22 protein-coding genes are annotated in these 21975 nt (G+C 63.9%); 14 read left to right on the forward strand and 8 right to left on the reverse strand.

Going from position 1 to position 21975, the window contains the following annotated elements; all coding sequences use genetic code 11:
* Window positions 1-21 precede the first annotated feature (21 nt).
* Both AAFM29_RS00965 and AAFM29_RS00970 read left to right on the forward strand, forming a co-directional pair.
* Complete coding sequence (locus AAFM29_RS00965) at window positions 22-756, forward strand: response regulator (RefSeq protein WP_341710946.1); 735 nt, start codon at window positions 22-24, stop codon at window positions 754-756.
* Complete coding sequence (locus AAFM29_RS00970) at window positions 756-2180, forward strand: ATP-binding protein (protein WP_341710947.1); 1425 nt, start codon at window positions 756-758, stop codon at window positions 2178-2180. The genes AAFM29_RS00965 and AAFM29_RS00970 overlap by 1 nt, the downstream gene beginning before the upstream one ends.
* Here AAFM29_RS00970 and AAFM29_RS00975 read toward each other — a convergent pair.
* The gene (locus tag AAFM29_RS00975; RefSeq protein WP_341710948.1) at window positions 2177-4837 is read right to left on the reverse strand and encodes a M1 family metallopeptidase; all 2661 of its coding nucleotides are present in this window, start codon (window positions 4835-4837) and stop codon (window positions 2177-2179) included. The two genes, AAFM29_RS00970 and AAFM29_RS00975, sit on opposite strands and share 4 nt — an antisense overlap.
* Window positions 4838-4935: 98 nt before the next feature.
* A complete protein-coding gene (locus AAFM29_RS00980) occupies window positions 4936-6510 on the reverse strand; it encodes a helicase HerA-like domain-containing protein (RefSeq protein ID WP_341710949.1) in 1575 nt (524 codons plus the stop codon).
* A gap of 109 nt (window positions 6511-6619) precedes the next feature.
* On the opposite strand from AAFM29_RS00980, the gene pabB reads away from it, so the two are divergent.
* From pabB to AAFM29_RS01005, 5 genes are all read left to right on the forward strand, one after another.
* Window positions 6620-8431, forward strand: a complete 1812-nt coding sequence (gene pabB / locus AAFM29_RS00985) for an aminodeoxychorismate synthase component I (RefSeq protein ID WP_341710950.1) — start codon at window positions 6620-6622, stop codon at window positions 8429-8431.
* A complete protein-coding gene (locus AAFM29_RS00990; RefSeq protein WP_341710951.1) occupies window positions 8428-9084 on the forward strand; it encodes an RNA pseudouridine synthase in 657 nt (218 codons plus the stop codon). Before pabB ends, AAFM29_RS00990 begins: the two co-directional genes overlap by 4 nt.
* Entirely contained in the window at window positions 9077-9481 is a 405-nt protein-coding gene (arfB, locus tag AAFM29_RS00995; RefSeq protein WP_341710952.1) for an alternative ribosome rescue aminoacyl-tRNA hydrolase ArfB, read from the forward strand. Before AAFM29_RS00990 ends, arfB begins: the two co-directional genes overlap by 8 nt.
* A gap of 131 nt (window positions 9482-9612) precedes the next feature.
* Complete coding sequence (rpmG, locus tag AAFM29_RS01000) at window positions 9613-9780, forward strand: 50S ribosomal protein L33 (RefSeq protein ID WP_173213016.1); 168 nt, start codon at window positions 9613-9615, stop codon at window positions 9778-9780.
* 74 nt (window positions 9781-9854) lie between these two features.
* On the forward strand, window positions 9855-10517 hold the full coding sequence (locus AAFM29_RS01005; protein ID WP_341710953.1) for an outer membrane lipoprotein carrier protein LolA: 663 nt from the start codon (window positions 9855-9857) through the stop codon (window positions 10515-10517).
* Between the two features lie 217 nt (window positions 10518-10734).
* Here AAFM29_RS01005 and AAFM29_RS01010 read toward each other — a convergent pair whose 3' ends face one another.
* Window positions 10735-12147: an alkaline phosphatase gene (locus AAFM29_RS01010; RefSeq protein ID WP_341710954.1), complete on the reverse strand. Its 1413-nt coding sequence runs from the start codon at window positions 12145-12147 to the stop codon at window positions 10735-10737.
* Window positions 12148-12250: 103 nt separating this feature from the next.
* Between AAFM29_RS01010 and xth the strand changes: the two genes are divergently transcribed.
* Genes xth through AAFM29_RS01025 form a run of 3 tightly spaced genes read left to right on the forward strand, consistent with a single transcriptional unit; the run spans window position 12251 to window position 14615 of the window.
* The gene (gene xth / locus AAFM29_RS01015) at window positions 12251-13048 is read left to right on the forward strand and encodes an exodeoxyribonuclease III (RefSeq protein ID WP_341710955.1); all 798 of its coding nucleotides are present in this window, start codon (window positions 12251-12253) and stop codon (window positions 13046-13048) included.
* Window positions 12997-14118 (forward strand): GTP cyclohydrolase II, encoded by a 1122-nt coding sequence (gene ribA, locus AAFM29_RS01020; RefSeq protein WP_371830698.1) that lies wholly within the window; start codon window positions 12997-12999, stop codon window positions 14116-14118. Before xth ends, ribA begins: the two co-directional genes overlap by 52 nt.
* Window positions 14115-14615: an N-acetyltransferase gene (locus AAFM29_RS01025; protein ID WP_341710957.1), complete on the forward strand. Its 501-nt coding sequence runs from the start codon at window positions 14115-14117 to the stop codon at window positions 14613-14615. Before ribA ends, AAFM29_RS01025 begins: the two co-directional genes overlap by 4 nt.
* Here the strand turns inward: AAFM29_RS01025 and AAFM29_RS01030 are convergent.
* The 5 genes from AAFM29_RS01030 to recQ are packed head-to-tail and all read right to left on the reverse strand — an operon-like array spanning window position 14612 to window position 18821.
* Window positions 14612-15592 carry a right-handed parallel beta-helix repeat-containing protein gene (locus tag AAFM29_RS01030; RefSeq protein WP_341710958.1) on the reverse strand — a complete coding sequence of 327 codons (981 nt, stop codon included), beginning with the start codon at window positions 15590-15592 and terminating at the stop codon, window positions 14612-14614. The genes AAFM29_RS01025 and AAFM29_RS01030 overlap by 4 nt on opposite strands.
* Window positions 15589-15849, reverse strand: a complete 261-nt coding sequence (locus tag AAFM29_RS01035; RefSeq protein ID WP_341710959.1) for a hypothetical protein — start codon at window positions 15847-15849, stop codon at window positions 15589-15591. Before AAFM29_RS01035 ends, AAFM29_RS01030 begins: the two co-directional genes overlap by 4 nt.
* Window position 15850: 1 nt before the next feature.
* Window positions 15851-16042 (reverse strand): toxin-antitoxin system HicB family antitoxin, encoded by a 192-nt coding sequence (locus AAFM29_RS01040; RefSeq protein ID WP_341710960.1) that lies wholly within the window; start codon window positions 16040-16042, stop codon window positions 15851-15853.
* 24 nt (window positions 16043-16066) lie between these two features.
* A complete protein-coding gene (locus tag AAFM29_RS01045) occupies window positions 16067-16978 on the reverse strand; it encodes an SPFH domain-containing protein (protein ID WP_173213028.1) in 912 nt (303 codons plus the stop codon).
* Between the two features lie 58 nt (window positions 16979-17036).
* Window positions 17037-18821 (reverse strand): DNA helicase RecQ, encoded by a 1785-nt coding sequence (recQ, locus tag AAFM29_RS01050; protein ID WP_341710961.1) that lies wholly within the window; start codon window positions 18819-18821, stop codon window positions 17037-17039.
* A 136-nt stretch (window positions 18822-18957) separates the two neighbouring features.
* Between recQ and AAFM29_RS01055 the strand changes: the two genes are divergently transcribed.
* The 4 genes from AAFM29_RS01055 (at window position 18958) to AAFM29_RS01070 (ending at window position 21964) form a co-directional block, all read left to right on the forward strand.
* On the forward strand, window positions 18958-19248 hold the full coding sequence (locus tag AAFM29_RS01055; RefSeq protein ID WP_341710962.1) for a hypothetical protein: 291 nt from the start codon (window positions 18958-18960) through the stop codon (window positions 19246-19248).
* A 73-nt stretch (window positions 19249-19321) separates the two neighbouring features.
* Window positions 19322-19540, forward strand: coding sequence for a hypothetical protein (locus AAFM29_RS01060; protein ID WP_341710963.1), 219 nt, complete (start codon window positions 19322-19324; stop codon window positions 19538-19540).
* Window positions 19537-20721, forward strand: a complete 1185-nt coding sequence (locus tag AAFM29_RS01065; protein WP_341710964.1) for an acyl-CoA dehydrogenase family protein — start codon at window positions 19537-19539, stop codon at window positions 20719-20721. The genes AAFM29_RS01060 and AAFM29_RS01065 overlap by 4 nt, the downstream gene beginning before the upstream one ends.
* A 1-nt stretch (window position 20722) precedes the next feature.
* On the forward strand, window positions 20723-21964 hold the full coding sequence (locus tag AAFM29_RS01070) for a CoA transferase (protein ID WP_341710965.1): 1242 nt from the start codon (window positions 20723-20725) through the stop codon (window positions 21962-21964).
* Window positions 21965-21975 lie beyond the last annotated feature (11 nt).

Consider the following 21975-nt stretch of genomic DNA (forward strand, 5'->3'; position numbering starts at 1 on the left):
AGCCGGGGGGATGGACCGTCCATGACCGATCCCGCACCCACGTCACTGCTCCTGGTCGACGATGAGCGATCGCTGCGCGAACCCCTGGCGGAATACCTCACCCGCCAGGGGTTCGTCGTGCAGGAGGCCGAAAGCGCCGCTTCTGCGCGTAGCCGGCTGGTGCAAGAGGTGCCGGACCTTGTCCTGCTCGACATCATGATGCCCGGGGAAGATGGCCTATCGCTATGCCGTCACCTCGTTGAAACGCGCCGCATCCCTGTCATCCTGTTGACCGCCAAGGGCGAAGCGATGGACCGGATTATAGGGCTTGAGATCGGCGCAGACGATTATGTCACCAAACCCTTCGAACCGCGTGAGTTGATCGCGCGCATCCGTTCGGTGCTGCGTCGTGCCGACCGCCCGGCCAGCAACCCTGCCGAGGACATGCTCTATGATTTCGAGGGCTGGCAACTCGACCCGCTCAAGCGACGCCTGACCGATCCCGACGGAACGCTGGTGCCCATCTCGACCGCCGAATTCCGCATGCTGCGGGCTTTCTGCGATCATCCACGCCAGGTGCTCGACCGCGACCGCCTGCTCGACATGGTTCAGGGCCGCGAGGCGCAGTTGTTCGACCGCGCGGTCGACAATCAGGTCAGCCGCCTGCGACGCAAGCTGGAAGCCGATAGCCGCAACCCGCATTTCATCCAGACGGTACGCGGTGGCGGCTATCGCTTCGGTGCCGAAGTCACTCGCCTGCCGCGCGGGGAAGGCTGATGCGCCTGATGCCCCGCAGCCTGTTCGGCCAGGTCATGCTGACCCTGGTTGCCGCACTCCTTATCGCTCAGGCGATTTCGACCACACTCCTATACCGTGCGGCAGAACAGCGGCGCGAGCTTGGTATCGTCCATGCCATGGCCTTCCAGCTGCTGAGCGGCGCCGAACGCCGTGGCCGCGATCCAGCCGTCGACAGGCCCTTCCACCGCGCACCGCCCCCGCGTAACGTCCGTCTCAAAGACGTGCCCCTGCCTCGCCTTCCACACGAACTGCGCTATAGCGAAAGCACAGCCAGTCCCCTCAGCCCGGGCGACACGCGCCACCGCAATCGCGAAGAGGCCTTATCGCAGCTGCTGTCATCGCAAGGAATTGCGGTCGCGGATGTGGTGGTAACCAGCAGGCCAGCGCTAGAAGATCCTGAGATCCAACGGCTGGCACATCGCCATCCGGCCTCGCACCGGCAATTCGCCGCGGGGCCGTTCGACCTCGTCATCGCAGGCCTGCGCCAGGAAGGCAGCGAGACCTGGCAGGTTGCGCGCCTGGCAATCGCTTCTCGCGATCGCGCGATCGTCCGCACTCTATTGCTTCAGACGATCATCCTGTTCGTGGTTCTCGTGGGATTGCTCTATTTCGTATTGCGCCGCATCACGCGCCCGCTTGCAGCGCTGGCCGAGCGGACACAGCGCTTTGCGGGCGCGGGTTCGCCCGAGGAACCGCTCGCGGTTACCGGCCCGGATGACGTGAAGCGCCTGATCGAGGCCCACAATGCGATGCAGGCCCGCATCGGGTCGATGCTCGATGAAAAGGACGTGATGCTCGGCGCGATCGGGCACGACCTCAAGACCCCGCTCACCGCCTTACGTGTGCGGATCGAGGGTGTCGGGGACGAAGCGGCGCGGGCCAAGATGGCCGCGACGATCGAAGACATTACTCGGACGCTCGACGAAATCCTCGCGCTGGCGCGTATCGGGCGCAACCACAGCATCGCCGAGCCGACCGAGCTGGGCGCGCTCGCCGCATCGGTGGTCGAAGAGTTCGAGGACATGGGCGAGCCGGTGACACTGGAAAGTTCGGGGCGGCTCGCGGCGCCCGTCCACCTGACCTGGCTCAAGCGCGGGCTTAGAAACCTCGTCACCAATGCCTTGCGCTATGCTGGCACGGCCCGCGTTTCAGTTTTGCGCGAAGGCGACTTGGCAGTGCTGCGGGTCGACGACGACGGACCCGGCATACCCGACGATCGCATTGCCGAGATGTGCCAGCCCTTCACGCGTGGCGAAGCCAGCCGCAACCGCGAGACCGGCGGTGCCGGGCTTGGACTCACTTTGGCTCGCGCCGTGGCCGAACAGCATGGGGGCACGCTGGTGCTCGCAAACCGGCCCGAAGGCGGATTGCGAGCAGAATTGCGAATCCCCGCCGGTCGCTAGAGGGACTTCAGGGCAGCGCTCAGCTCGGCTCCGCGCGCGGACTTGAGCGCGGCGCAATTGCGCACCCTTTCGATCGTCCGTTCGAGCGACAGCGCACCCGGCGTTCCGGCCAGTACCGGCCGGAAGCGTTCGGCAAGATCGTCGGCACGATCGACCGAGCAGAAGCCGCCGGCCACGCTGGGAACCCGCCGCGCGAGGAAGATGCCCGAAGATCCACTCATCAATTCTTCGAGATGCGTAACCAACCAGTCATAGCCCAATTCACGCGTCTCGGGCGTAGCCACAATACCAAGCTTGGTCGAAACCCTTTCAGACGGGCGCAGACGCTCATCGTCGAAACCGTCGAGCACCCAGCGGGCAATCGTCTCATCGCCCGAACCGGTAATCGCCCGCAAGGCGGTTGGTCGGAACAGCGGGTCGTCCGACGCCAACGCCTTATCGGCCAGCGCCTTGGCTGCTTCGAGGCCGCCAGTATCGATCAGAGCTTCGAAAGCTTCACCCATGAAAGCCGGGTCGAGCGCCTCGGCATCCCCAGCCAGAAAGGCCTGGGCTGCATCGGTCAACGGTTGAACAACCGCGGGATCGCGCGCCAGCATCAGATTGCCGACTACGCGCTCGCGCTGCTGGATGATCTCGGGATCGACACCTGCATAGGCACCCAGGCGTGGATCGAGACCGAGCCGCGCAAAATCCTCCTGCGCCAGTTTCCCGACCCATACGCGGTAGGCGGCCCGGGCATCGGCATCCATCACCCCGCTGCGGCGCATCGAGCCAAGCGCGCTGAACGCAGTGCCCGCCGCATTGCTGTCCGGGTTTTTCGCGAGTTCGACGGCCAGGGCCAGCAATTGCGCGGGAGAGGCATGGCCGGCGCGGAAGCTGGCATCGAGACTGTCGGCGAGCGCAATCGCCTCGGGTCCTTCGAGCGTGTCCGCAATCGCGATCAACCGGTCCCATTCCGTCGCGGGCAAATCAAAACGGTAATAGCCGGTACCCCCAGCATTGGGCATGAGCGCGCCCGATCCGCCAAGTTCGAAGCTGGCGCTCTTGCCCGCCAACAGTTCGCATTTGCGATCTTCGCCGTGACGCATGCACACCGGTACGCCCCATTGCGTATCCGATGCCGTCACGCCGATCGGAGCATAACGGCTCTGGCTAACGGTATAGCGACCATTGCTGCCAGTGACCGTTACCAAGGGCACGCCTTGCTGGTCGGTAAAACTCTGCATCGCCTGGGTAATTCGCGGATCGCCCGCGGCTTCGGCCATGGCGGCGAAGAAGTCGGTGCTTGTCGCATTGCCATAGCGATGCGCCGCCATATAGCGGCGCACGCCGTCACGGAACTTTTCAGGCCCCATGAAAGCGGCAATCATCGATACGACGTGTCCGCCTTTGCCATAGGTAATCCCGTCGAAGGCGGCGTCGATACGATCGTTGGTCGGGATCGGTTCATGGATCGGACGGCCGGCGAGCAGTTCATCGGTGCTCATCGCCTGGAAGCCTTCGCCCAGCGCGCCATCGCCGATACCCAGATCGGGCCGCCATGCCCCGCCGATGGTGAAGCCCATCCAGTTGGCGAAACTCTCGTTCAGCCAGATGTCGTCCCACCATACGGGCGTGACCAGGTCACCGAACCACTGGTGCGCCAACTCATGCGAGACCACCATCCCGAAAAGGCCCTTCTGGCCAACCGGCGCATTCTCATCGAGCACGATGATCGCATCATTGTAGAGGTCCGCGCCGGCGTTTTCCATCGCACCCGGCATCAGCGGCGAGGTGATCTGATCGAGCTTGGGATAAGGAAAGGCCTGACCGAAGTAATCCTCGAGCAGCGCGACGATCGGCTTGGAGTTCTCCAGGGCGAAGGCCAGCTTGTCCTTGTTGGTCTGCTCCGAAACGATCCGCAGCGGCAGCGGATCGGGGCGCTGCGGGGTTGGCGGCACCATGCCTTCGACGACCGCAAAGGGTCCGGCCATCATCGCCACGAGATAGGTGGGAAGCGGAAGGGTGGGTGCGAAACGGTGAACCTGCCAACCGTCTTCAAGTGTGTTTGAAACCTCTGGCGCATTGCTCACTGCAACCTCGCCCGGGCGGGTTCGGATGGTCACCGTAAACGGCGTCTTGAATCCAGGCTGGTCGAAGGACGGAAAGGCGGCGCGCGCGTCGGTCGATTCGAACTGGCTCCAGCCATACCATTGGCCGCCCACCTGAGCGCGAAACAGGCCAGCTGGGTTGGTCGCGATGCCCCCGCTATAGTCGAATGAGAGCGTCGCCTTGCCGGCGGGAAGCTCTTCGTCGAAGACCAGCCGCGCCACCCCGGTCGGATCGGTATCGGTCCACGCGCCGACATAGTCCTTGCCGTCGATGCTCGCGACCGCGCGCGTAACCACCAGCCCGCGGCCGTGAAGATCGAGGAAACTGGTTGGTCGCGCCAGCGTGACGTCGATTTCGGTGTGGCCCCGGAAGCTGTCGGAACTCGGGTCGAAATAAGTGTCGAGGCGATAGGCCTGCGGCATGGCGATGTCGCTCAACTGGCCACGCGGAACCTCCCCGAGCGCGAGCACCGACGCGTCTGCCTGGGCCTCCTGTGCGGCAAGGTTGAAAGGGGTGAACAGTGCCGCACCGGCCAGCAACAGGCCGCAGAAAGTCTTGGATCGCATGGGTGCTCCCGAATTTTTTACGCGGCTGCACTGCCCGCGCGCAGTTTTCGACCGACAGCCTGTTCGACAGACCGCCATCGGCAACCGACGAAATACAGCTAACGCATCAGTCCGCCGATCAGGTTTCGGACGAAGCGCCCTGCCAGGGCACCACCGAAGCCGGTCGCGATGGTGCCCGCCGCCGCGGTGGTCGCTGTCCGCAAGGGGTTGGCGCTGCTCTTCTTGCCCAGGATCGCACTGGCCGCGATGCTGGCCGCCGAACCGGTCGCCGCCCCAATCGCCGCCTTGCCCGCCTTCTCCCAAATCGAGGTGGTCTTGCGCGATCGCTTGCCAACTTCCTCGCGGCCTTTCTCGGCCACCTCTTCGGCCGTGGCAGCGGCATCGGCGGCCTTGGCGGCAAGAACCTCTTCGGCACTCTCGCGATCGACCGCAGTATCGTATTTTCCGTCGATCTCGCTCACTGAATTGATGATGGCCAGCTCCTTGTCCGACACCGGGCCCAGGCGGGAATGTGGCGGCTTGATCAGCGTGCGCTGGACCACCGATGGAGCTCCGTCTTCATCAAGTGTCGATACCAGCGCCTCACCGACCCTCAGCTCGGTAATGGCTTGTGCAACGTCGAGATCGGGGTTGATGCGGAAGGTTTCAGCTGCGGCCTTGATCGCCCGCTGGTCGCGCGGGGTGAAGGCGCGCAGCGCGTGCTGGATGCGATTGCCAAGCTGACCGGCGATCTTCTCGGGAATGTCGATCGGGTTTTGCGTGACGAAATAGACGCCGACGCCCTTGGAACGGATCAGTCGCACGACCTGCTCGACCTTGTCCTCCAGCGCGTCGGGCGCATCGTCGAACAGCAGGTGCGCTTCATCGAAGAAGAACACCAGCTTCGGCTTGTCCGGGTCGCCAACCTCGGGCAGGCTCTCGAACAGCTCGGCGAGCAGCCACAGCAGGAAGGTTGCATAGAGCTTGGGGCCCTGCATCAGCTTTTGCGCCGAGAGGACATTGATCACGCCGCGGCCCTGCTCGTCGACTTTAAGGAAATCGTCGATTTCCAGTGCCGGCTCCCCGAAGAAAAGGTCCGCACCCTGCGCCTCGAAACTGAGCAGCTGGCGCTGGATCGTCCCGACGCTGGCCTTGGTGACATTGCCGTATTTGGCGGACAGCTCCTTGGCGTTTTCTGCCGTGTGGGCCAGCATCGCCTGCAGATCCCCGAGGTCGAGCAGCAACAACCCCTGTTCATCGGCAAAGCGAAAGACGATATTGAGCACGCCTTCCTGGGTTTCATTGAGATCTAGCAGGCGGGCGAGCAACAGCGGCCCCATTTCCGACACGGTGGTGCGAATGGGAAAGCCCTTCTCACCGAAGAGATCCCAGAAGACCGCGGCGTTATCGGCATAGGCATAATTGTCCATGCCCAGCTGTTTCGCGCGCCCTTCAAGCTTGTCGGCATGCTTGAACTGCGCAGAACCGGGCATCGAGATCCCCGAAAGGTCGCCCTTCACATCGGCGAGGAACACCGGCACCCCGTTTGCGGAAAAGCTTTCTGCCAATCCCTGAAGCGTCACGGTCTTGCCCGTACCGGTCGCACCGGCAATCAATCCGTGGCGATTGGCCTGACCAAGCAGCAGGGCCTGCCGCTCTCCCGCTTCCGTAGCACCAAGGAAAATTTCGCCCATAGCTGCGCCCGCTCCCTAAACCTGACGTCACGGCGGTGTGGCGCAGGGTGGCACAGGCGGTCAACCCACCCCTCGACAGCCGCGCACCAGCGTTTAAAGGCTTGGGACAATGGCCGACCGGCATCCCTTCGTCCTTCTCGATGATGCGCGCGACAGCGGCGCCGCCGACGCTCTGCTGTTCGAGCACCCGCGTGCGGTCTTCGTTGCTCGGCAAGCAAGTGACGTCGAGAAGGTGCTGGCTGACGCCGACAAGGCACGGTGCGAAGGTGGAACCCTGGCCGGCTATATCGCCTATGAAGCCGGATTGGCGCTGGAACCGAAGCTGGCAAAGCTGGCTCCGGCACGCACCGGCGGCGCTGGGCCGCTGGTGTGGCTTGGCCTGTTCGATGAAGCCACGGCCATCGCCGCGGCCGACATGCCCGAATGGCTGGCGATGCGGGCCGATGGTGATGGGGGCGTCGGCCCACTGGAACCGCAGTTGAGCCCGGGGGGCTATGCCCAGGTCTTCGAACGGCTTCAGGAAGCGATCCGTGCGGGCGATATCTACCAGGCGAACCTGACCTTTCCCCTGGCCGGCGGTTTTACCGGCGACCCGCTGGGGCTTTACGCAGCACTCCGCCCATCGGCCCGGGCGGGTTATGGCGGCGTCGTGTTCGACGGTTCGCACTGGCTGTTGAGCCTCAGCCCCGAACTCTTCGTCTCGCTCAAGGGCCGTGAGGCCAAGGCCAAACCGATGAAGGGCACGCGTCCACGCGGGTCGGATGAGGCAAGCGATCGTGCGCTCGCCGAGGAACTCGCCGGATCGGTCAAGGACAAGGCCGAGAACCTGATGATCGTCGACCTCATGCGCAACGACCTGAGCCGGGTGGCCGAGGCGGGCAGCGTGCGGGTGGACGCGCCCTTTGCGGTCGAGAGTTATCCGACAGTCCACCAGATGGTCAGCGTGGTACGCGCCCAATTGAAGGAAGGCGAGGGCGCGATCGATCTGGTGCGCGCGCTGTTCCCCTGCGGCTCGATTACGGGCGCGCCCAAGATCCGCGCGATGGAACTGATCGACGCAGTCGAACGCGATCCACGCGGCCCCTATTGCGGGGCGATCGGCCGGATCGATGCCGGAGGAGACACGGCATTCAACGTGGCTATCCGTACACTGCGACTGACCGAGATCGAGAACCGGCGCGGCAAGGCAGTGCTCGGCGTCGGCGGCGCGATCGTCGCCGATAGTGAGATGCGCGTCGAATGGCGTGAAGCCCTGCTCAAGGGGGCCTTTGCCCGCAAGTCATCACCCGATCATCGCGCTGCCCAGTTCGACCTGATCGAGACCATGCGCTTCACGCCGGACGAGGGGATCGCCTTGCTCGAAGCGCATTTGTTGCGAATGAAGTCCAGCGCGGCAGAGCTTGGCATGTCCTTCGACCGCCACGAAGCGCGCAACCAGCTTCATGCGCTATGCTTCGTGCTGGAGAAGCCAAGCAGGATCCGCCTGCTCGCTTCGCGTGGTGGCGCGCTCGCAGTCGAGGCTCAGGACATGCCCGATGCCTGGCCTTCCCCGGCGCAGGCCATCGTCATGCCGCTACCCGTCGATCCAGGCGACTGGCGATTGCAGCACAAGACCAGTGATCGCGGATTTTATGAGGACGCGCAGGCGGTCGCCCGCACGCACGGGGCACAGGAGACGATCTTCGTGCGCGAGGACGGACTGCTGACCGAAGGCTGCGTCACCAACCTCTTCGTACGTGGGCCTGACGGCATCCTGCTTACACCGCCTGCACGGCTGGGCCTGCTACCGGGCGTATTGCGGCAGTCGCTGCTCGAACAGGGTCTGGCGCGAGAGGCCGAATTGCGCATCGAAGATCTCGAAGGCGGCTTTTTCCTGGGCAATGCCCTGCGGCAGATGATGGATGCGAGGTTGAAGGCGTGAATGCGATTCCGATCCTGTTCGAGGATGGTGAGGCACTGGTGATCGACAAGCCCGGCGGCTTGCCGATCGAACGCCCGCGCAAGGGCGGACCGAGCCTCGAAGACCACCTTGCCGACCTGCGCCTTGGCTTTCAACGGGACCCGGTCGCGGTGCATCGCATCGATACCGATACCAGCGGTTGCCTGCTGCTGGCGCGCAATCCCAAGGCCCTGAAGCGCTTCGCCAAGGCGTTCGAGGACAGGCTGGTTGGCAAGCGCTACCTTGGAATCCTCGCAGGCATTCCCAAGGAGGACGAAGGCACAATCGAACTGGCCCTGTCCAAGATCAGCAGCGCCGAAAAGGGCTGGCGGATGATCGCGGCGAAAAAGGGCAAGCCTTCGGTCACGCATTGGCAAGTGCTGGGCGATCATGATGGGCACGCACTTGTCGAATTTCGCCCAGAGACCGGCCGGACGCACCAGATTCGCGTTCACGCGCTGACGGGCCTGGGCATCCCGCTGCTGGGTGACCCAGTTTACGGAGACGGCAAGGGCGCACCCCGCACCATGCTCCACGCGGCCAGCCTCACCGTGCCGCGCGAGGGGAAGCCACCAATCGAAGCCAGCGCTCCGCTGCCAAGGGACTTCGCGGCGCTCGGCTTTTCCGATGGGTAGGATCGCGGATCGGGCGCTCGAGATTGCCGAAGAGAAGTTCATCACCTCTTCCGGTCCCGGTGGCCAGAACGTCAACAAGGTCGCGACAGCGGTACAATTACGGGTCGACGTGTTCCAGCTGGGGCTCACCCCCGAAACCTTCGCCCGGCTCAAGGAACTTGCTGGCAGCCGGTGGACCAAGGCCGGTGAGATCGTTCTGACGGCGAACGAGTACCGCACGCAGGAACAGAACCGCGAAGCTGCGCGGGAACGGTTGTTGGCTTTGCTTGCCGAAGCGCTTACCCCGCCGAAGAAACGCGCCAGGAGCCGGGTCAATCGCGTGGGCAAGGCCCAGCGCCTCAAGGCCAAGAAGGTGCGCGGTGAGGTGAAGGCCAACCGCGGCAAGGTCGACTGGTAGCGGGCGCCTGCTGGTCGCTTGACTTTTCCCCCGGAATCACCCAATGGGCGCGCCGGAACGGCGGTGCGACGCGCGCCGCCCTTATTTTTTCGGCCCCGAACCGGGCCTCACAGGATCTTTAGGAACACGCCATGGCGAAGCCCGCAACCGTCAAGATCAAGCTCGTCTCGACCGCCGACACGGGCTTTTACTACGTGACGAAGAAGAACCCCCGGAATCACACCGAGAAGTTCACCTTCAAGAAGTACGACCCGATTGCGCGCAAGCACGTCGAGTTCAAGGAAGCCAAGATCAAGTAAGGCGGCCAGATGCTGAAACGTGGGAACAGGCCGGGTTCAGTGATGGTTCAATGCTCCGACACCAATCAAGGAGCATGAGCAACTTGTCTTTCAAAACCAAACACCCATTGCGCGCCGCGCTAGCTCTATCGCTGGCTGCGGCGCTGCCCGTTTCCGCCATCGTCGCGACCCAGCCGGCGGAGGCCGCCGAAGGCGATCTCGACAAGGCTGTTGCCGCGCTGCGCAGCATTTCGACCATGAAGGCCGATTTCGTGCAGACCGATCGCAACGGGCAGGCCGTCGCGGGGGTTATGACGCTGAAGCGCCCCGGCAAGATTCGCTTCGAATATGCCAAAGGCGTGCCGCTGCTGATCGTCTCCAACGGCAAGTCGATGTATCTCGTCGATTACGAAGTGAAGCAGGTTCAGCGCTGGCCAATCAGCAGCTCGCCGCTCGGCGCCCTGCTCGACCCCAGCCGTGACGTGAAGAAATACGGCAAGCTGCTGCCGACGGGTCACCCCGACGTTATCAGCATCGAGGTGCGCGATACCAAGCATCCCGAATATGGGGTGATCACATTGATCTTCGCGCGGAGCGCCAGTGCGCCCGGCGGGCTGCAGCTGACCCATTGGGTTGCCCTCGATTCGCAGAACAATCGCACCACCGTGCGCCTGCGCAACCAGCGCTATGGTGTGGCTGTATCGGACAGCGCATTCACCTTCCGCGATCCGCGCCGCACGTCCCGTCGACCGGGGTGAACGCTTCAACCGTGGCCGGTTGGATAATTGCGATATCCCGCTGGCGGTTGTTCATTGCACAGCAAGCAGGACAGGGATAATTTTTCGTAACGAGACGACGCGAGACGGGTTTCCCCCCTGTTGATCCGCTCGCACTGGTTCATCTCGTTCCAAGCGTGACGAACGCTAGCAAGGAACCCTCGTGCCATTGCCCCCGGCACGAGGGTTTTTTGATTGGTCATTCGTCCGACCAACCGAGCGCCTTGCGGATCACGGTGTAAATCAGGTTCTGTTCCATCACGCCGCGCACCCGCTCGGCACCCGGGCCGCTGGCGTAAAGGGGGACATCTTCACCGCCATGCGTCTCCGATCCCATCGGCAGCAGCGACTGCTGGTGCGCGGCAATCCCGGTTTCGGGAATCGGGCGTTCGCCCTGCACAGCCCCGGGGCCATTGGCATAGCCCAGCGTGGTGTAGGGCTTGCCGTCGGCGGCCAGCACAGGCTCGGTGCCGGGCTCGCCGTCTTCCCTGGGCGAAACGACCAGGCCCAGGATTGGATTGCCGCGCTGCGGATAGCCCGCGATTGTGAAGACGTGGCTGTGATCGGCCGTGACCATGATCAGGGTTTCCGCAGGATCGGTATGGTCGATAGCATATTGCACCGCCCGGGCGAACTCGACGGCTTCCTCCAGCGCATAGCCGGCCTGTCCGGCATGGTGCCCATGGTCGATCTTGCCACCTTCGACCATCAGGTAGAATCCATCGGGATCCTGGCGCAGGCGGGAAATCGCCGCCGCGGTCATGTCGGTTAGCGTCGGCTCACTGCTGTCGGGCTTGCGATCGACCATGTAGGTCATGTGGCTGGGTGAAAAGAGGCCCAGCACCGGCTTGTCCATCGGTGCGTCGTTGAGTGCGGCAGCGCTTTCGACATAGGTTCCGCCGGTGGCCGCAGACCAGCTGCCGGGAAGATCGGCCGACGCATCGAGGCGCTGCCCCTTGCCCGCCGCACCGAAGAACGCCGCACGCCCACCGCCCAGCGCGACGTCGAAGGGCTTGCTGACCAGCTGCGCCGCAATGTCAGCACAACCGAGCCCACGCTGCGCTTCGGGCACCGCACTGTCGGCCTCCCAGTCACGATCGACGCTGCGCGAATATACCGAGGCAGGGGTTGCGTGGGTGATTCGCGCCGTACTCACGATGCCCAGCGCCAGGCCCCGCTGCTTGACCTCCTCGCCCAGCAGCGGAAGCTCATGCCCCGCGCCGGAACGGCAGTCCCCATTATGCGTCTCGGGACCATAGCCGAGCATGCCGATCTTGGTCTTGCGCCCGGTGTGCATGGCAGACGCCGTGCCTGCGCTATCCGGCACCTGGGCGTTGGTGTTGTAGGTCTTGATCAGGGCGAGGTGTTCGAAGGTCTCGAACGGCAAGACATATTCCTCACCCGTCTGTCCCAGCTTCTGCCCGGCATAAATCCGCGCTGCCGTAACGGTAGAAACACCCATCCCGTCACCGATGAACAGGATCACGTTCTTGGCACGCGGGGCCGCAGCATCGCCTGCCTCGACTGGCGCCTGCTGCGCCAGCGTGGGCGTGCACACCCCCAGCGCCAGAACGGCGGCACAAGTGGCAAGGCGGATAGTGCGAAGCGGCATTGAGACTCTCCCTCTGGTGCGGACTAGCTGCCCTATATCGAAGCGACATAATACGAAAATGTGACGCTTGCGGCGGGCCTAACGCTCGCCTAACCCCCGCGCCATGGTCACTGTCGCAACCTGGAACATCAACTCGGTCCGCCTGCGGATGCCGATCGTCGCCCGCTTCTTGCAGGAGCAAGCTCCTGACATCCTGTGCCTGCAGGAGATCAAATGCCAAGAAGAGCAATTCCCATACGAAGCCTTTCGCGCGCTCGGATACGAGCATTTCGCCGTGCATGGGCAGAAGGGCTATCACGGGGTCGCGACCGTGGGGAAAGTGCCTTTCAAGGAGTTCTCGCGCCACGACTGGCAGGATAATGGCGAGGCGCGCCACGTTGGCGTCGAACTGACCAGCCCGGCCATGCAGGGCATGGTGGTCGAGAACGTCTATGTCCCCGCTGGCGGCGATGAACCCGATCGCACGATCAATCCCAAGTTCGGGCAGAAACTCGATTTCCTCGATCGCATGACCCGCTGGGCCGAAACGATCGATCGCCCGACGCTCATCGTCGGCGACTTCAACATTGCACCGCTCGAAAGCGATGTGTGGGACCACAAGGCGCTGCTCAAGGTGGTCAGCCACACCCCGCTCGAGGTCGAAACGCTGCAACGTTTCATGGACGCGCATGGCTGGTCTGACATCGGGCGCGAACACATCAAGGCGCCCGAACGCTACTACAGCTGGTGGAGCTATCGCGCGAAGGACTGGAAGGCGAATGATCGCGGCCGCCGGCTCGACCATATGTGGGCAAGCCCCGAACTGTCGAAGCAGACAACCGGCCACTCGGTCCACGAATATGCGCGCGACTGGGAGAAGCCATCGGACCACGTGCCGCTGGTGACGGAGTTCACCCTCTGAGCGAGGCCAAGCCCTCTTACTCGCCCGCCCGGCGGGCGGCGCAGGCGGTCGATGCGCTGCGCCACGGATGGCCGCTGGCAATCGCAGGGGCGCCGCTGCTCCAACCGGTGGAAACGGCCTTCGGTGAACTGAGCGGGGGCGCAATGCTCCTGTCGGCAAGCCGTGCCGCGACACTGAAACTGGCCAACCAGATCGAGGCGGCCGTACCGCGCCAGCCGGTGCTGATGCGCGCGGCCGAGCCCTTCGACCTGCCGCATGCGCTGGCGGTGGCAGACCCCGCGCTAGACATGGAAAACCCGCTCAAAGGCCCGTTCAAGGCCCTGCCGCTCGCGTGGGAAGAACAGGCGCGTGCAGCGCTTGAACTGGCGCGCATGGCGGGAATCCTCCCCGCCTTCCTGGTCGATCCACGCGGTGCGGCAGAACCGGTTGAGCTCGAGGCAAACGACGTCGCGGCCTATGCCGATGCCACACGGCTGCAGATCGCCACGCGAGCGAAATTGCCAGTGGTGGCAGCAGAGGGCGCCCGCATCGTCGCCTTTCGCAGCCCCGACGACACGCGCGAGCATGTCGCACTGGTGATCGGCCAGCAGAGCGCTGAACGTCCACCGCTGGTCCGGCTACACTCCGAATGCCTCACCGGCGATATCCTTGGCAGCCTCAAATGCGATTGCGGGCCGCAGCTCGACGCAGCTCTCCACGCAATGGCCGCGGAAGCGGATAAAGGCGGTTGGGGAGTCCTGCTCTACCTGAGGCAGGAAGGGCGCGGGATCGGCCTGGTCAACAAGCTCAGGGCCTATCGCCTGCAGGATCAGGGCTTCGACACGGTCGACGCCAACACCCGGCTGGGCCTGCCCGACGAAGCGCGCGATTTTCCCATTGCGGCACGCATGCTCGAATTGCTCGGCGTTCGCGCGATCCGGTTGATGACCAACAACCCGGCCAAGGTCGCCGCGCTCGAAGATGAGGGCGTAACCGTGGCCGAGCGCGTCCCCCACGCCCTTCCCGACAACCCGCATAATGCCCGCTATCTCGCCACCAAGCGCGACCGTGCGGGGCACTTGCTGCCTTGAGCACCATCGCCATTCGGCCCGAACGGGTGGGCGATGAAGCGACCATTCATGCATTGACCGAAGCCGCCTTTCGCAACATGGCCTTCAGCGAGGGCGACGAGCAGCACCTTGTCGATCGCCTGCGCAGCAATGGGGATTTGTCCCTCTCCCTGGTGGCAGTGGAGGCCGATCGGATAGTCGGCCACATCGCCTTCTCTCCCGTGACCATTTCCGATGGGGCCAAGCATTGGTTCGGCTTGGGGCCGGTTAGCGTATGGCCGGAATTGCAGGGGCAGGGCATCGGATCGGCATTGATCCTTCGCGGTATCGGTGACCTGCAGCATAAGGGGGCAGCAGGCATCGTCCTGCTCGGCAGTCCCGACTATTACAGCCGCTTCGGATTCGTTCACGATCCCGCACTGACCTATCCCGGCCCGCCGCCGGAATACTTTCAGCGATTGGTTCTGGCAGGCCCCGCGCCGAGGGGCATCGTCAGCTATGCCAAGGGCTTCGGCTAGCGCCGCTCATAGCGCTTGAGGCCCGGGCCCAAGGTATTGTCGCGGAGCACGAGGCGATCACCGGTCCAGTCGGCGACGAATGCCGGCGTGCGGTGCAGGCCCGGGGCGAGACGTGCATCGTTCCGCTCGATCACCAGCCCGTCAGCGCTGTGGCGCGCACCTTCCGCCCCGATGGCGATAAAGGCCGACCAGTTTTCCTTGTCCGCCCCTTGGACGAACCAGTTGCCGCGGATCGCGCCCGCTGCCCCATTGGGCAAGTCGATCATGTAATTGGTGCCGTGCCCGTTGGCGTCGTCGAAGCTGCAATCCTCGACCACTGTGCGCGCCGCGCGGGACTTGAGGTAATGCCCCCCGGTTCCCTGTTCGAAACGGCTACGCGTCACCCTGGCGCTGCCATAGTCGCCGACGTAGATCGAATGGGCGCACCCGCCCGAATTCTCGCAGGTGCCGAGCCGGGTGAAGGTAGATTTGTCGACAATTAGTTCGCTATCGACGCCGTTGGCGGTCATGATCCCCTGCTGGCTGTCGCGAAACCAGCTCTGGATTACCGTCAGCGGGCCTTTTTCCAGCCGAATACCGGCACCGTTGCCATCGCGCACCGTGATATCGGCAAAGACGAGACCTTCGACCCTCGCGCCACGGCCGCGCAGCACCAATGAGGCCTTCCCTTCGCAGGCCACGCCACCAAGCAGTGCTTTGCCCGGTACCGCTGCGCGATAGGTAATGAAACCCCCGCGCTGGACCGCGCAACTGCGCCAATTGCCCTCGGCGATCTCGATGGTGCCGCGGCCATCGCCGATCGCATCGACTGCATTCTGGAGGGAAACATAGCCACGACCGCTTTCGAGCACCGTGAAGCTTGCCTCACGCGCGCTTTGTGCATGCGGTGCGGCGATTGGAATCGATATGACCGCCAAGATCGCGAGAGCACCGATCGTCCGACCTTGCAGGCGTCGCGCTGAGTATGCTGGCGTCATTCCTCGTCGCCCCAGCGCCACCGCCAGCCACCCCGGATCTTGCGTGCCGAAATTGCAATCAGGGCAATCGTGGCAGCAAGAAAGATCGCGAAGGCCGTGGCTCCGCCGATCGCGGCATCCCATCCTACCAGCAAGCCGCAAAGACCAAGGACCAGCAGGTATCCCGACAACACGGCCCAGCCTTCCCGCGCGATCGGCAGGCCAGCACCATAGCCATATTTCTTTGGTGCGAACCAGGCGTCGTCATCCTCGCTCATTTCAGCTCTCCTTCGGCGGTCGGCCACGCTTGGCGGGCCTGCTTGCAGGAATTTCAATTCCGCGCCTGGCCAACGCCTCGCGCAGCAGGATCTCGATCTGGGCATTGGCGCTTCGCAATTCGTCCGCCGCCAACCGTTCGACCGCGGCGTGAACCGCAGGATCGAGACGGAGGGCGAAGGCTTTCTTCTGCATTGCGTCGGACCCGTTACGTGTGGGTCAATATAGCGAACCGGCGTTGACCACCGGGCTTGCCTCGCGATCGCCGCAAAGCACGACCATCAGGTTCGAGACCATGGCCGCCTTGCGCTCGTCATCGAGGTCGACAATCCCATCATTGGCCAGCTTGGCGAGCGCATCCTCGACCATGCCGACTGCACCGATCACGACCTTCTGCCTGGCGGCGATCACCGCATCGGCCTGCTGGCGGCGAAGCATCGCCCCGGCGATCTCCGGTGCATAGGCAAGGTGGGTCAGGCCGGCCTCGTCAACCAGGATGCCCGCCACCTTGAGACGGTCATTCAACTCGACCAGAAGCTCGTGATTGACCACATCGCCGCTGCCGCGCAGCGTGACTTCCTCATTTTCGAAGTCGTCATAGGGATGGCGCGAACCCACCGTGCGCAGCCCCGCTTCGATCTGGATGTTCACGAACTGCTTGTAATCATCGACATCGAAACTTGCCTGTGCGGTATCGGCGACGCGCCAAACCACGTTGCAGGCGATCTCGATCGGGTTGCCGCGCTTGTCGTTGATCTTGACCCGTTCCGAGTGGATGTTGTGCGCACGGGCCGAAATCTTCTTGCGCCCGATCCACGGCCAGACCCAGCGCAGGCCTTCGGTCCGCTCGGTACCCTTATATTCGCCAAACAGGGTCAGCACCGTGGCCTGGTTGGGCTGGATCATGAAGAAACCGGCCGCGACGAAGATGGACGCGAGGAGGGGCCCCATCAGGAGGCCCAGGAACAGCAGCTTGTCGAACTTGGTAGCCCCGGAAGGCGGAAGGTTCGAGGTGAAGTCCCACACCACCAGCACGATGAGGAGGAGAAGCACAAGCAGCATCAGATAGCCGCTGAAGCTGGAGCCGGCATATTCCCGGCTGGTCTTCATCCCCTTGAGTTCAACTGACATAACGAATCACTCCCACGATATAAATCTGATATCATATTTATATCGTTTGCAATGGGAGTCAATGACGCGCGATGGCGCGCAGAAAGGCCTCGCCATAGGCCTCCAGCTTTCTCGCCCCGACCCCGGGGAGCTGGCCCAGTTCCGCCAATGTGGCCGGGCGGCGCTCGGTCATCTCGCGCAGAGTCGCATCGTGAAAGATGACATAGGGCGGAACCTGACCCTCCACCGCCAGTTCGCGCCGCAATTCGCGCAGCGCATCGAACAAGGGGTCGCCGATCGGATTGGCCGCCGCATTGCGCCGTCCCTTGCGTTCACGCTTGGGCGGGACGACGATCCGCACATTGCTCTCGCCCTTTAGGATGGCTCGCGCCGCACCGCCGAGCGCAAGTCCGCCATGTTCGGTAGCGACTAGCTCGCCTCGCGCCTGCAATGCCCGCGCGAGCGGTTGGAGCAGCGGAGCCTCATCCGCTTCGACTATCCCGAATACGCTCAGTCGATCATGGCCACGCTGGCGCACGCGTTCGTCCTCGACCCCGATGAGGACCTTCTGCAAATGGCCCATGCCGAAGCTCTGGCCGGTGCGATAAACGGCGCTGAGCAACTTGCGCGCCAGCTCCGTCACGTCGGTAACGGCCGGTTGCTCGATGCAGTTATCACAATTGCCGCAGGCTGCATGCGGGTCCTCCCCAAAATGGCGCAGCAAGATCGCGCGGCGGCACTCGGCGGTTTCGACCAGCCCAGCGAGCGCATCGAGCCGAGCTCGTTCGGCACCGCGCCGCGCCTCGTCAATCTCGCCCAATCGCTGGCGCGCGGTGGCAAAATCCCCGGCACCCCAGAACATTACGGCTTGGGCCGGGTCACCGTCCCGCCCCGCGCGGCCGGTTTCCTGGTAATAGCCTTCGATCGACTTGGGCACGCCAACATGCGCGACGAACCGCACATCGGGCTTGTCGATACCCATGCCAAAGGCGACCGTCGCAACCATCACCGTATCTTCGCTTGCAACGAAGCTCGCCTGGTTGGCTGCGCGAGTCTCGGGCTCCAGTCCAGCATGGTAGGGCAGCACCGGGCGGCCGGTAGTGGCAGCAAGCTTTTCCGCCAGCTCTTCCACCTTTCGCCGCGTCGGAGCGTAGACGATCCCTGGCCCCGGCTCGGCCGCCATCAGGTTCGCCAACTGCCGCATCGGGTTGTCGCGGTGACGGATCGAATAGCGGATATTGGGGCGATCGAAGCCTGCGAGTACCAGACCTTCGTCCGGAATACCGAGCTGGCCCATCACGTCTGATCGCGTCTGGCTGTCGGCCGTAGCGGTGAGCGCCAGTCGTGGCACCTGAGGGAAGCTATCCATCAGCGGACGCAGCAAGCGATAGTCGGGCCGGAAATCGTGGCCCCATTCGGACACGCAATGTGCCTCATCCACCGCAAAGAGGCACAAGGGGGCGGCACCCAGGAACTCCCGGAAACCAGGCTGGCTGGCACGTTCTGGCGCCACATAGAGCAGGTCGAGCTCACCACGGCGGAAGGCGTCCTGGGTCTCGCGCCAATCCGCATCGGCGCTGGTTAGCGTAGCCGCACGGATGCCGTTGGCCCGCGCGGCACGCAGCTGGTCGTGCATCAGCGCAATCAGCGGGCTGATCACCACGCAGGTCCCCCCCAGCATCACAGCCGGTAGCTGGTAGGTCAGCGACTTGCCCGCTCCGGTCGGCATGACTGCCAGTGTGGATTGCCCCGCAAGCACTCGCCGAACCACTTCGGCCTGGCGGCCGCGGAAATCGGTAAAACCGAACACCGCCTTGAGCTTCGCCCGGGCGGTGTCGGTGGGAACTTGAATGCTGTCGGGCATGGCGCCCTGATTGCGGCCCTCGCGGCGACATGCAACCGGCTGCGAGACATTTTCCCCTTGCCCCCGGCGGTCCAGACACGCTTTAGACGGGCCACGGGCCGGTCGGGCCCAACCAGCTTACGCAGGAGAGACCCTAATGAAGTTCCGTATCGCCCTCGCCGCCGCCGCCACGCTCGTGCTCGCCGCATGCGGCAGTTCGCAGGATGCCTCGACCGAAGCCGAAGCAGATACCGTAGAGGTGGATGCCGACGCCGCGCTCGAAGGTGTCGATGCCGCCGCGGTAGCCGATGATGGCGCAATGGCCGAAGACGAAGCGAGTGAAGAAGCCTCAGCCGCCGAAGCGCAGCAGATCCAGGAAGCCGGCGACAATGCCGCCGACACCGCTGCCGCTGCCATGGATGCCATGGCCGAAGACAGCGCCAACTGATCCAGGCATGCCGCCGGGCCGGGTGCCGTAGCGTCCTTGGCGCAAGGCCCCGTCCGGCGGTATTCACTGCTCGATGAGCCGACTCGCCCTGTCTCTGGCACTTGCCGCCCTGCCCGCATTGGCGGGGTGTTCCGACGACAGCGACGAGCAGGTCGAAGCCGTTTCGCCGACCGAAGCCAAGGCGCTCGACGAAGCGGCGGAAATGCTCGAGCAGAGACGCCTGCCGCCCGAAGCGATTGCCGAATCTGGCGAGGCGAATGAAAATCCGGCTCAGGGAGAGGCCGTACAATGACCAGCACGCCAAATCCGGGGATGGACCCCGAAATCTTCGATCAGTTCATCGAACAGCTGCAACGCTATGTTCGCGAACGCCTGATCCCGGCGGAAAAGGACGTGATCGAGGATGATCGCATCCCCGACGACATCATCGCCGAGATGAAGGAAATGGGCCTGTTCGGTCTCACCGTGCCGGAGGAATATGGCGGTGCCGGGCTCAACACTTCGCAATATGCCCGCGTCGTGCACTGCATGGCCTATGCCGCACCGGCCTTCCGCTCGATCTTCTCGATCAATGTCGGGATGTTCAACTCGGCCATCAAGAATGGCGGAACCGATGCGCAAAAGGCCGAATGGTGGCCCAAGATCGCGGCCGGTTCGATCGCCTGCTTCGGCCTGACCGAGCCGGGTTCGGGCAGCGACAGCGCCGCCATGGCGACCACCGCACGCCCTGATCCCAACGGCAATGGCTGGATCCTCAACGGGACCAAGCGCTACATCACCAACGCTCCCTTCGCCGAAGTCGGCCTGATCATGGCGCGCACTGAGAAAGAGGCCCTGCCCAAGAACGCACATGTCAGCGCCTTCATCGTACCAATGAACGCACCTGGCGTGTCCACCGGCAGCCCGGACAAGAAGATGGGCCAATCGGGCAGCCACATCTCGGACATCATGCTCGACGATGTCCACGTTCCGGGTGATGCGCTGCTAGGCGGGGAAACCGGCAAGGGTTTCCGCTTCGCCATGATGAGCCTCGACAACGGACGCATTTCGGTTGGCGCAGCCGCCACCGGCTACGCCCGCCGCGCACTCGACAGTGCACTGCGCTATGCGAACGAGCGCAAGGCGTTTGGCGAACCGATCGCCAACTTCCAGCTGATCCAGCAAATGCTCGCCGAAAGCGACACCGAAATCTACGCCGCCGAGGCGATGATGGCCGATGTCACGGCACGGGCGGACCGCGGCGAGAACATCCTGCGCAAGGCTGCCGCCTTCAAGGTCTTCGCCAGCGAGATGTGCGGCCGCGTGGTCGACCGCGTGGTGCAGATCTATGGCGGCGCCGGCTACCTTGCCGAATACGATGCCGAACGCTTCTTCCGCGATGCACGCATCTACCGCATCTACGAAGGCACTACCCAGATCCTCCAGCTCCAGATCGCCAAGCACATGCTGCGCGAATTCGCCGAGCAGGCCTGAGGTGTACGGGCTTCTCAAGGGACTGAGCATCATCGAAGCTTCGAGCTTCGTCGCATCGCCTACTGCCGGGCTCTACTGCGCCCAGATGGGTGCCGAGGTGATCCGCGTCGACCACAAGGCCGGCGGGCTCGACTATGATCGCTACCTGCTGACCAGTGGCGGCCGTTCGCTGAGCTGGGAGAACCTCAACCGCGCCAAGAAATCGGTCGCACTGGACCTGGTCAGCGCGGAAGGGCGCGAACTGCTGGTCGAACTGGCAGCCCGCACCGGCAATTTGATCACCAACCTGCCGGAGAAGAGTTTCCTTTCGCATAGTGCCGTTTCGGCCCGGCAGCCAGACGGTGTCCCCGATCTCGTCAGCATACGCATCATGGGCTGGCACGACGGCAGGCAGGCGATGGACTTCACGGTCAACGCCGCCAGCGGTTACCCATTGATGTGCGGACCCGAGGACTGGGATCCCGCAACCGCACCGCCCGTCAACCAGGCACTACCAGCCTGGGATTTCATTACCGGCGCCTATTGCGCCTTTGCCCTGCTGGCCGGCATCCGCCACCGTGACGCCACGGGCGAAGGCAGCGAGCTGCGCGTACCGTTGGGCGATGTGGCCATCGGCACCATGGCCAATAGCGGGGCGATGGCCGAGATGCTCTATCGCGGGACCGACCGCGAACGGTTGGGTAACGCCATCTGGGGCGCCTTCGGACGGGACTTCCGCACCCGCGACGGCGTCCGTTTCATGGTCGCCGCACTGACGCCAAAGCAATGGGACGGCCTGGTCGCCGCCATGGGTGTGGGCGACGCCATTGCTGAACTCGAGCGGGAACTGGGCGTGCGCTTCGCCGATGGCGACCGACCACGTTTCGAGCATCGCCATCGACTGTTCGACCTGTTCCAGCACCAAGCGGGACAATTCGACTGGGCGGACCTGTCCGCACGGCTCGCCGTCGAAGGAACCACTTTCGAGCGTTATCGGACGATGCACGAAGCGGCCAACGATCCCGAATTGGTAGCGAACAACCCGCTCTTCGGTCCCTCACCTGCCAACCCGAGCGGTTTCGAATATCCGGCAACGCGTAGCTTCGCCAACATTCCGGGTCGCGAAGCGGGCAATCCCGCACCGGCCCCCTATCTTGGGCAGCATACCGAAGAAGTCCTGGCCGAACGTCTCGGACTCGCCTCGGGCACGATCGGCGATCTCGTCGATCGCGGCGTTGCCCGCCTGTCCGACGCCTCTAGTTGATTGGGAACTGA

It is taken from the genome of Erythrobacter sp., from assembly GCF_038133525.1.
In the GTDB taxonomy this organism is placed as follows: Bacteria; Pseudomonadota; Alphaproteobacteria; order Sphingomonadales; family Sphingomonadaceae; genus Qipengyuania.

Bases quoted from the DNA above. Each gene is read 5' to 3' on its own strand.
- AAFM29_RS01065 (WP_341710964.1), top strand. From the start codon at position 19,537: ATGACCAGCACGCCAAATCCGGGGATGGACCCCGAAATCTTCGATCAG.
- AAFM29_RS01010 (WP_341710954.1), bottom strand. From the start codon at position 12,147: ATGCCGCTTCGCACTATCCGCCTTGCCACTTGTGCCGCCGTTCTGGCG.
- AAFM29_RS01030 (WP_341710958.1), bottom strand. From the start codon at position 15,592: ATGACGCCAGCATACTCAGCGCGACGCCTGCAAGGTCGGACGATCGGT.
- arfB (WP_341710952.1), top strand. From the start codon at position 9,077: ATGGGTAGGATCGCGGATCGGGCGCTCGAGATTGCCGAAGAGAAGTTC.
- AAFM29_RS01035 (WP_341710959.1), bottom strand. From the start codon at position 15,849: ATGAGCGAGGATGACGACGCCTGGTTCGCACCAAAGAAATATGGCTAT.
- AAFM29_RS01060 (WP_341710963.1), top strand. From the start codon at position 19,322: ATGAGCCGACTCGCCCTGTCTCTGGCACTTGCCGCCCTGCCCGCATTG.
- AAFM29_RS00970 (WP_341710947.1), top strand. From the start codon at position 756: ATGCGCCTGATGCCCCGCAGCCTGTTCGGCCAGGTCATGCTGACCCTG.
- recQ (WP_341710961.1), bottom strand. From the start codon at position 18,821: ATGCCCGACAGCATTCAAGTTCCCACCGACACCGCCCGGGCGAAGCTC.
- AAFM29_RS01040 (WP_341710960.1), bottom strand. From the start codon at position 16,042: ATGCAGAAGAAAGCCTTCGCCCTCCGTCTCGATCCTGCGGTTCACGCC.
- AAFM29_RS01005 (WP_341710953.1), top strand. From the start codon at position 9,855: ATGAGCAACTTGTCTTTCAAAACCAAACACCCATTGCGCGCCGCGCTA.
- AAFM29_RS00975 (WP_341710948.1), bottom strand. From the start codon at position 4,837: ATGCGATCCAAGACTTTCTGCGGCCTGTTGCTGGCCGGTGCGGCACTG.
- AAFM29_RS00965 (WP_341710946.1), top strand. From the start codon at position 22: ATGACCGATCCCGCACCCACGTCACTGCTCCTGGTCGACGATGAGCGA.
- AAFM29_RS01045 (WP_173213028.1), bottom strand. From the start codon at position 16,978: ATGTCAGTTGAACTCAAGGGGATGAAGACCAGCCGGGAATATGCCGGC.
- rpmG (WP_173213016.1), top strand. From the start codon at position 9,613: ATGGCGAAGCCCGCAACCGTCAAGATCAAGCTCGTCTCGACCGCCGAC.
- AAFM29_RS01055 (WP_341710962.1), top strand. From the start codon at position 18,958: ATGAAGTTCCGTATCGCCCTCGCCGCCGCCGCCACGCTCGTGCTCGCC.
- pabB (WP_341710950.1), top strand. From the start codon at position 6,620: ATGGCCGACCGGCATCCCTTCGTCCTTCTCGATGATGCGCGCGACAGC.
- xth (WP_341710955.1), top strand. From the start codon at position 12,251: ATGGTCACTGTCGCAACCTGGAACATCAACTCGGTCCGCCTGCGGATG.
- AAFM29_RS00980 (WP_341710949.1), bottom strand. From the start codon at position 6,510: ATGGGCGAAATTTTCCTTGGTGCTACGGAAGCGGGAGAGCGGCAGGCC.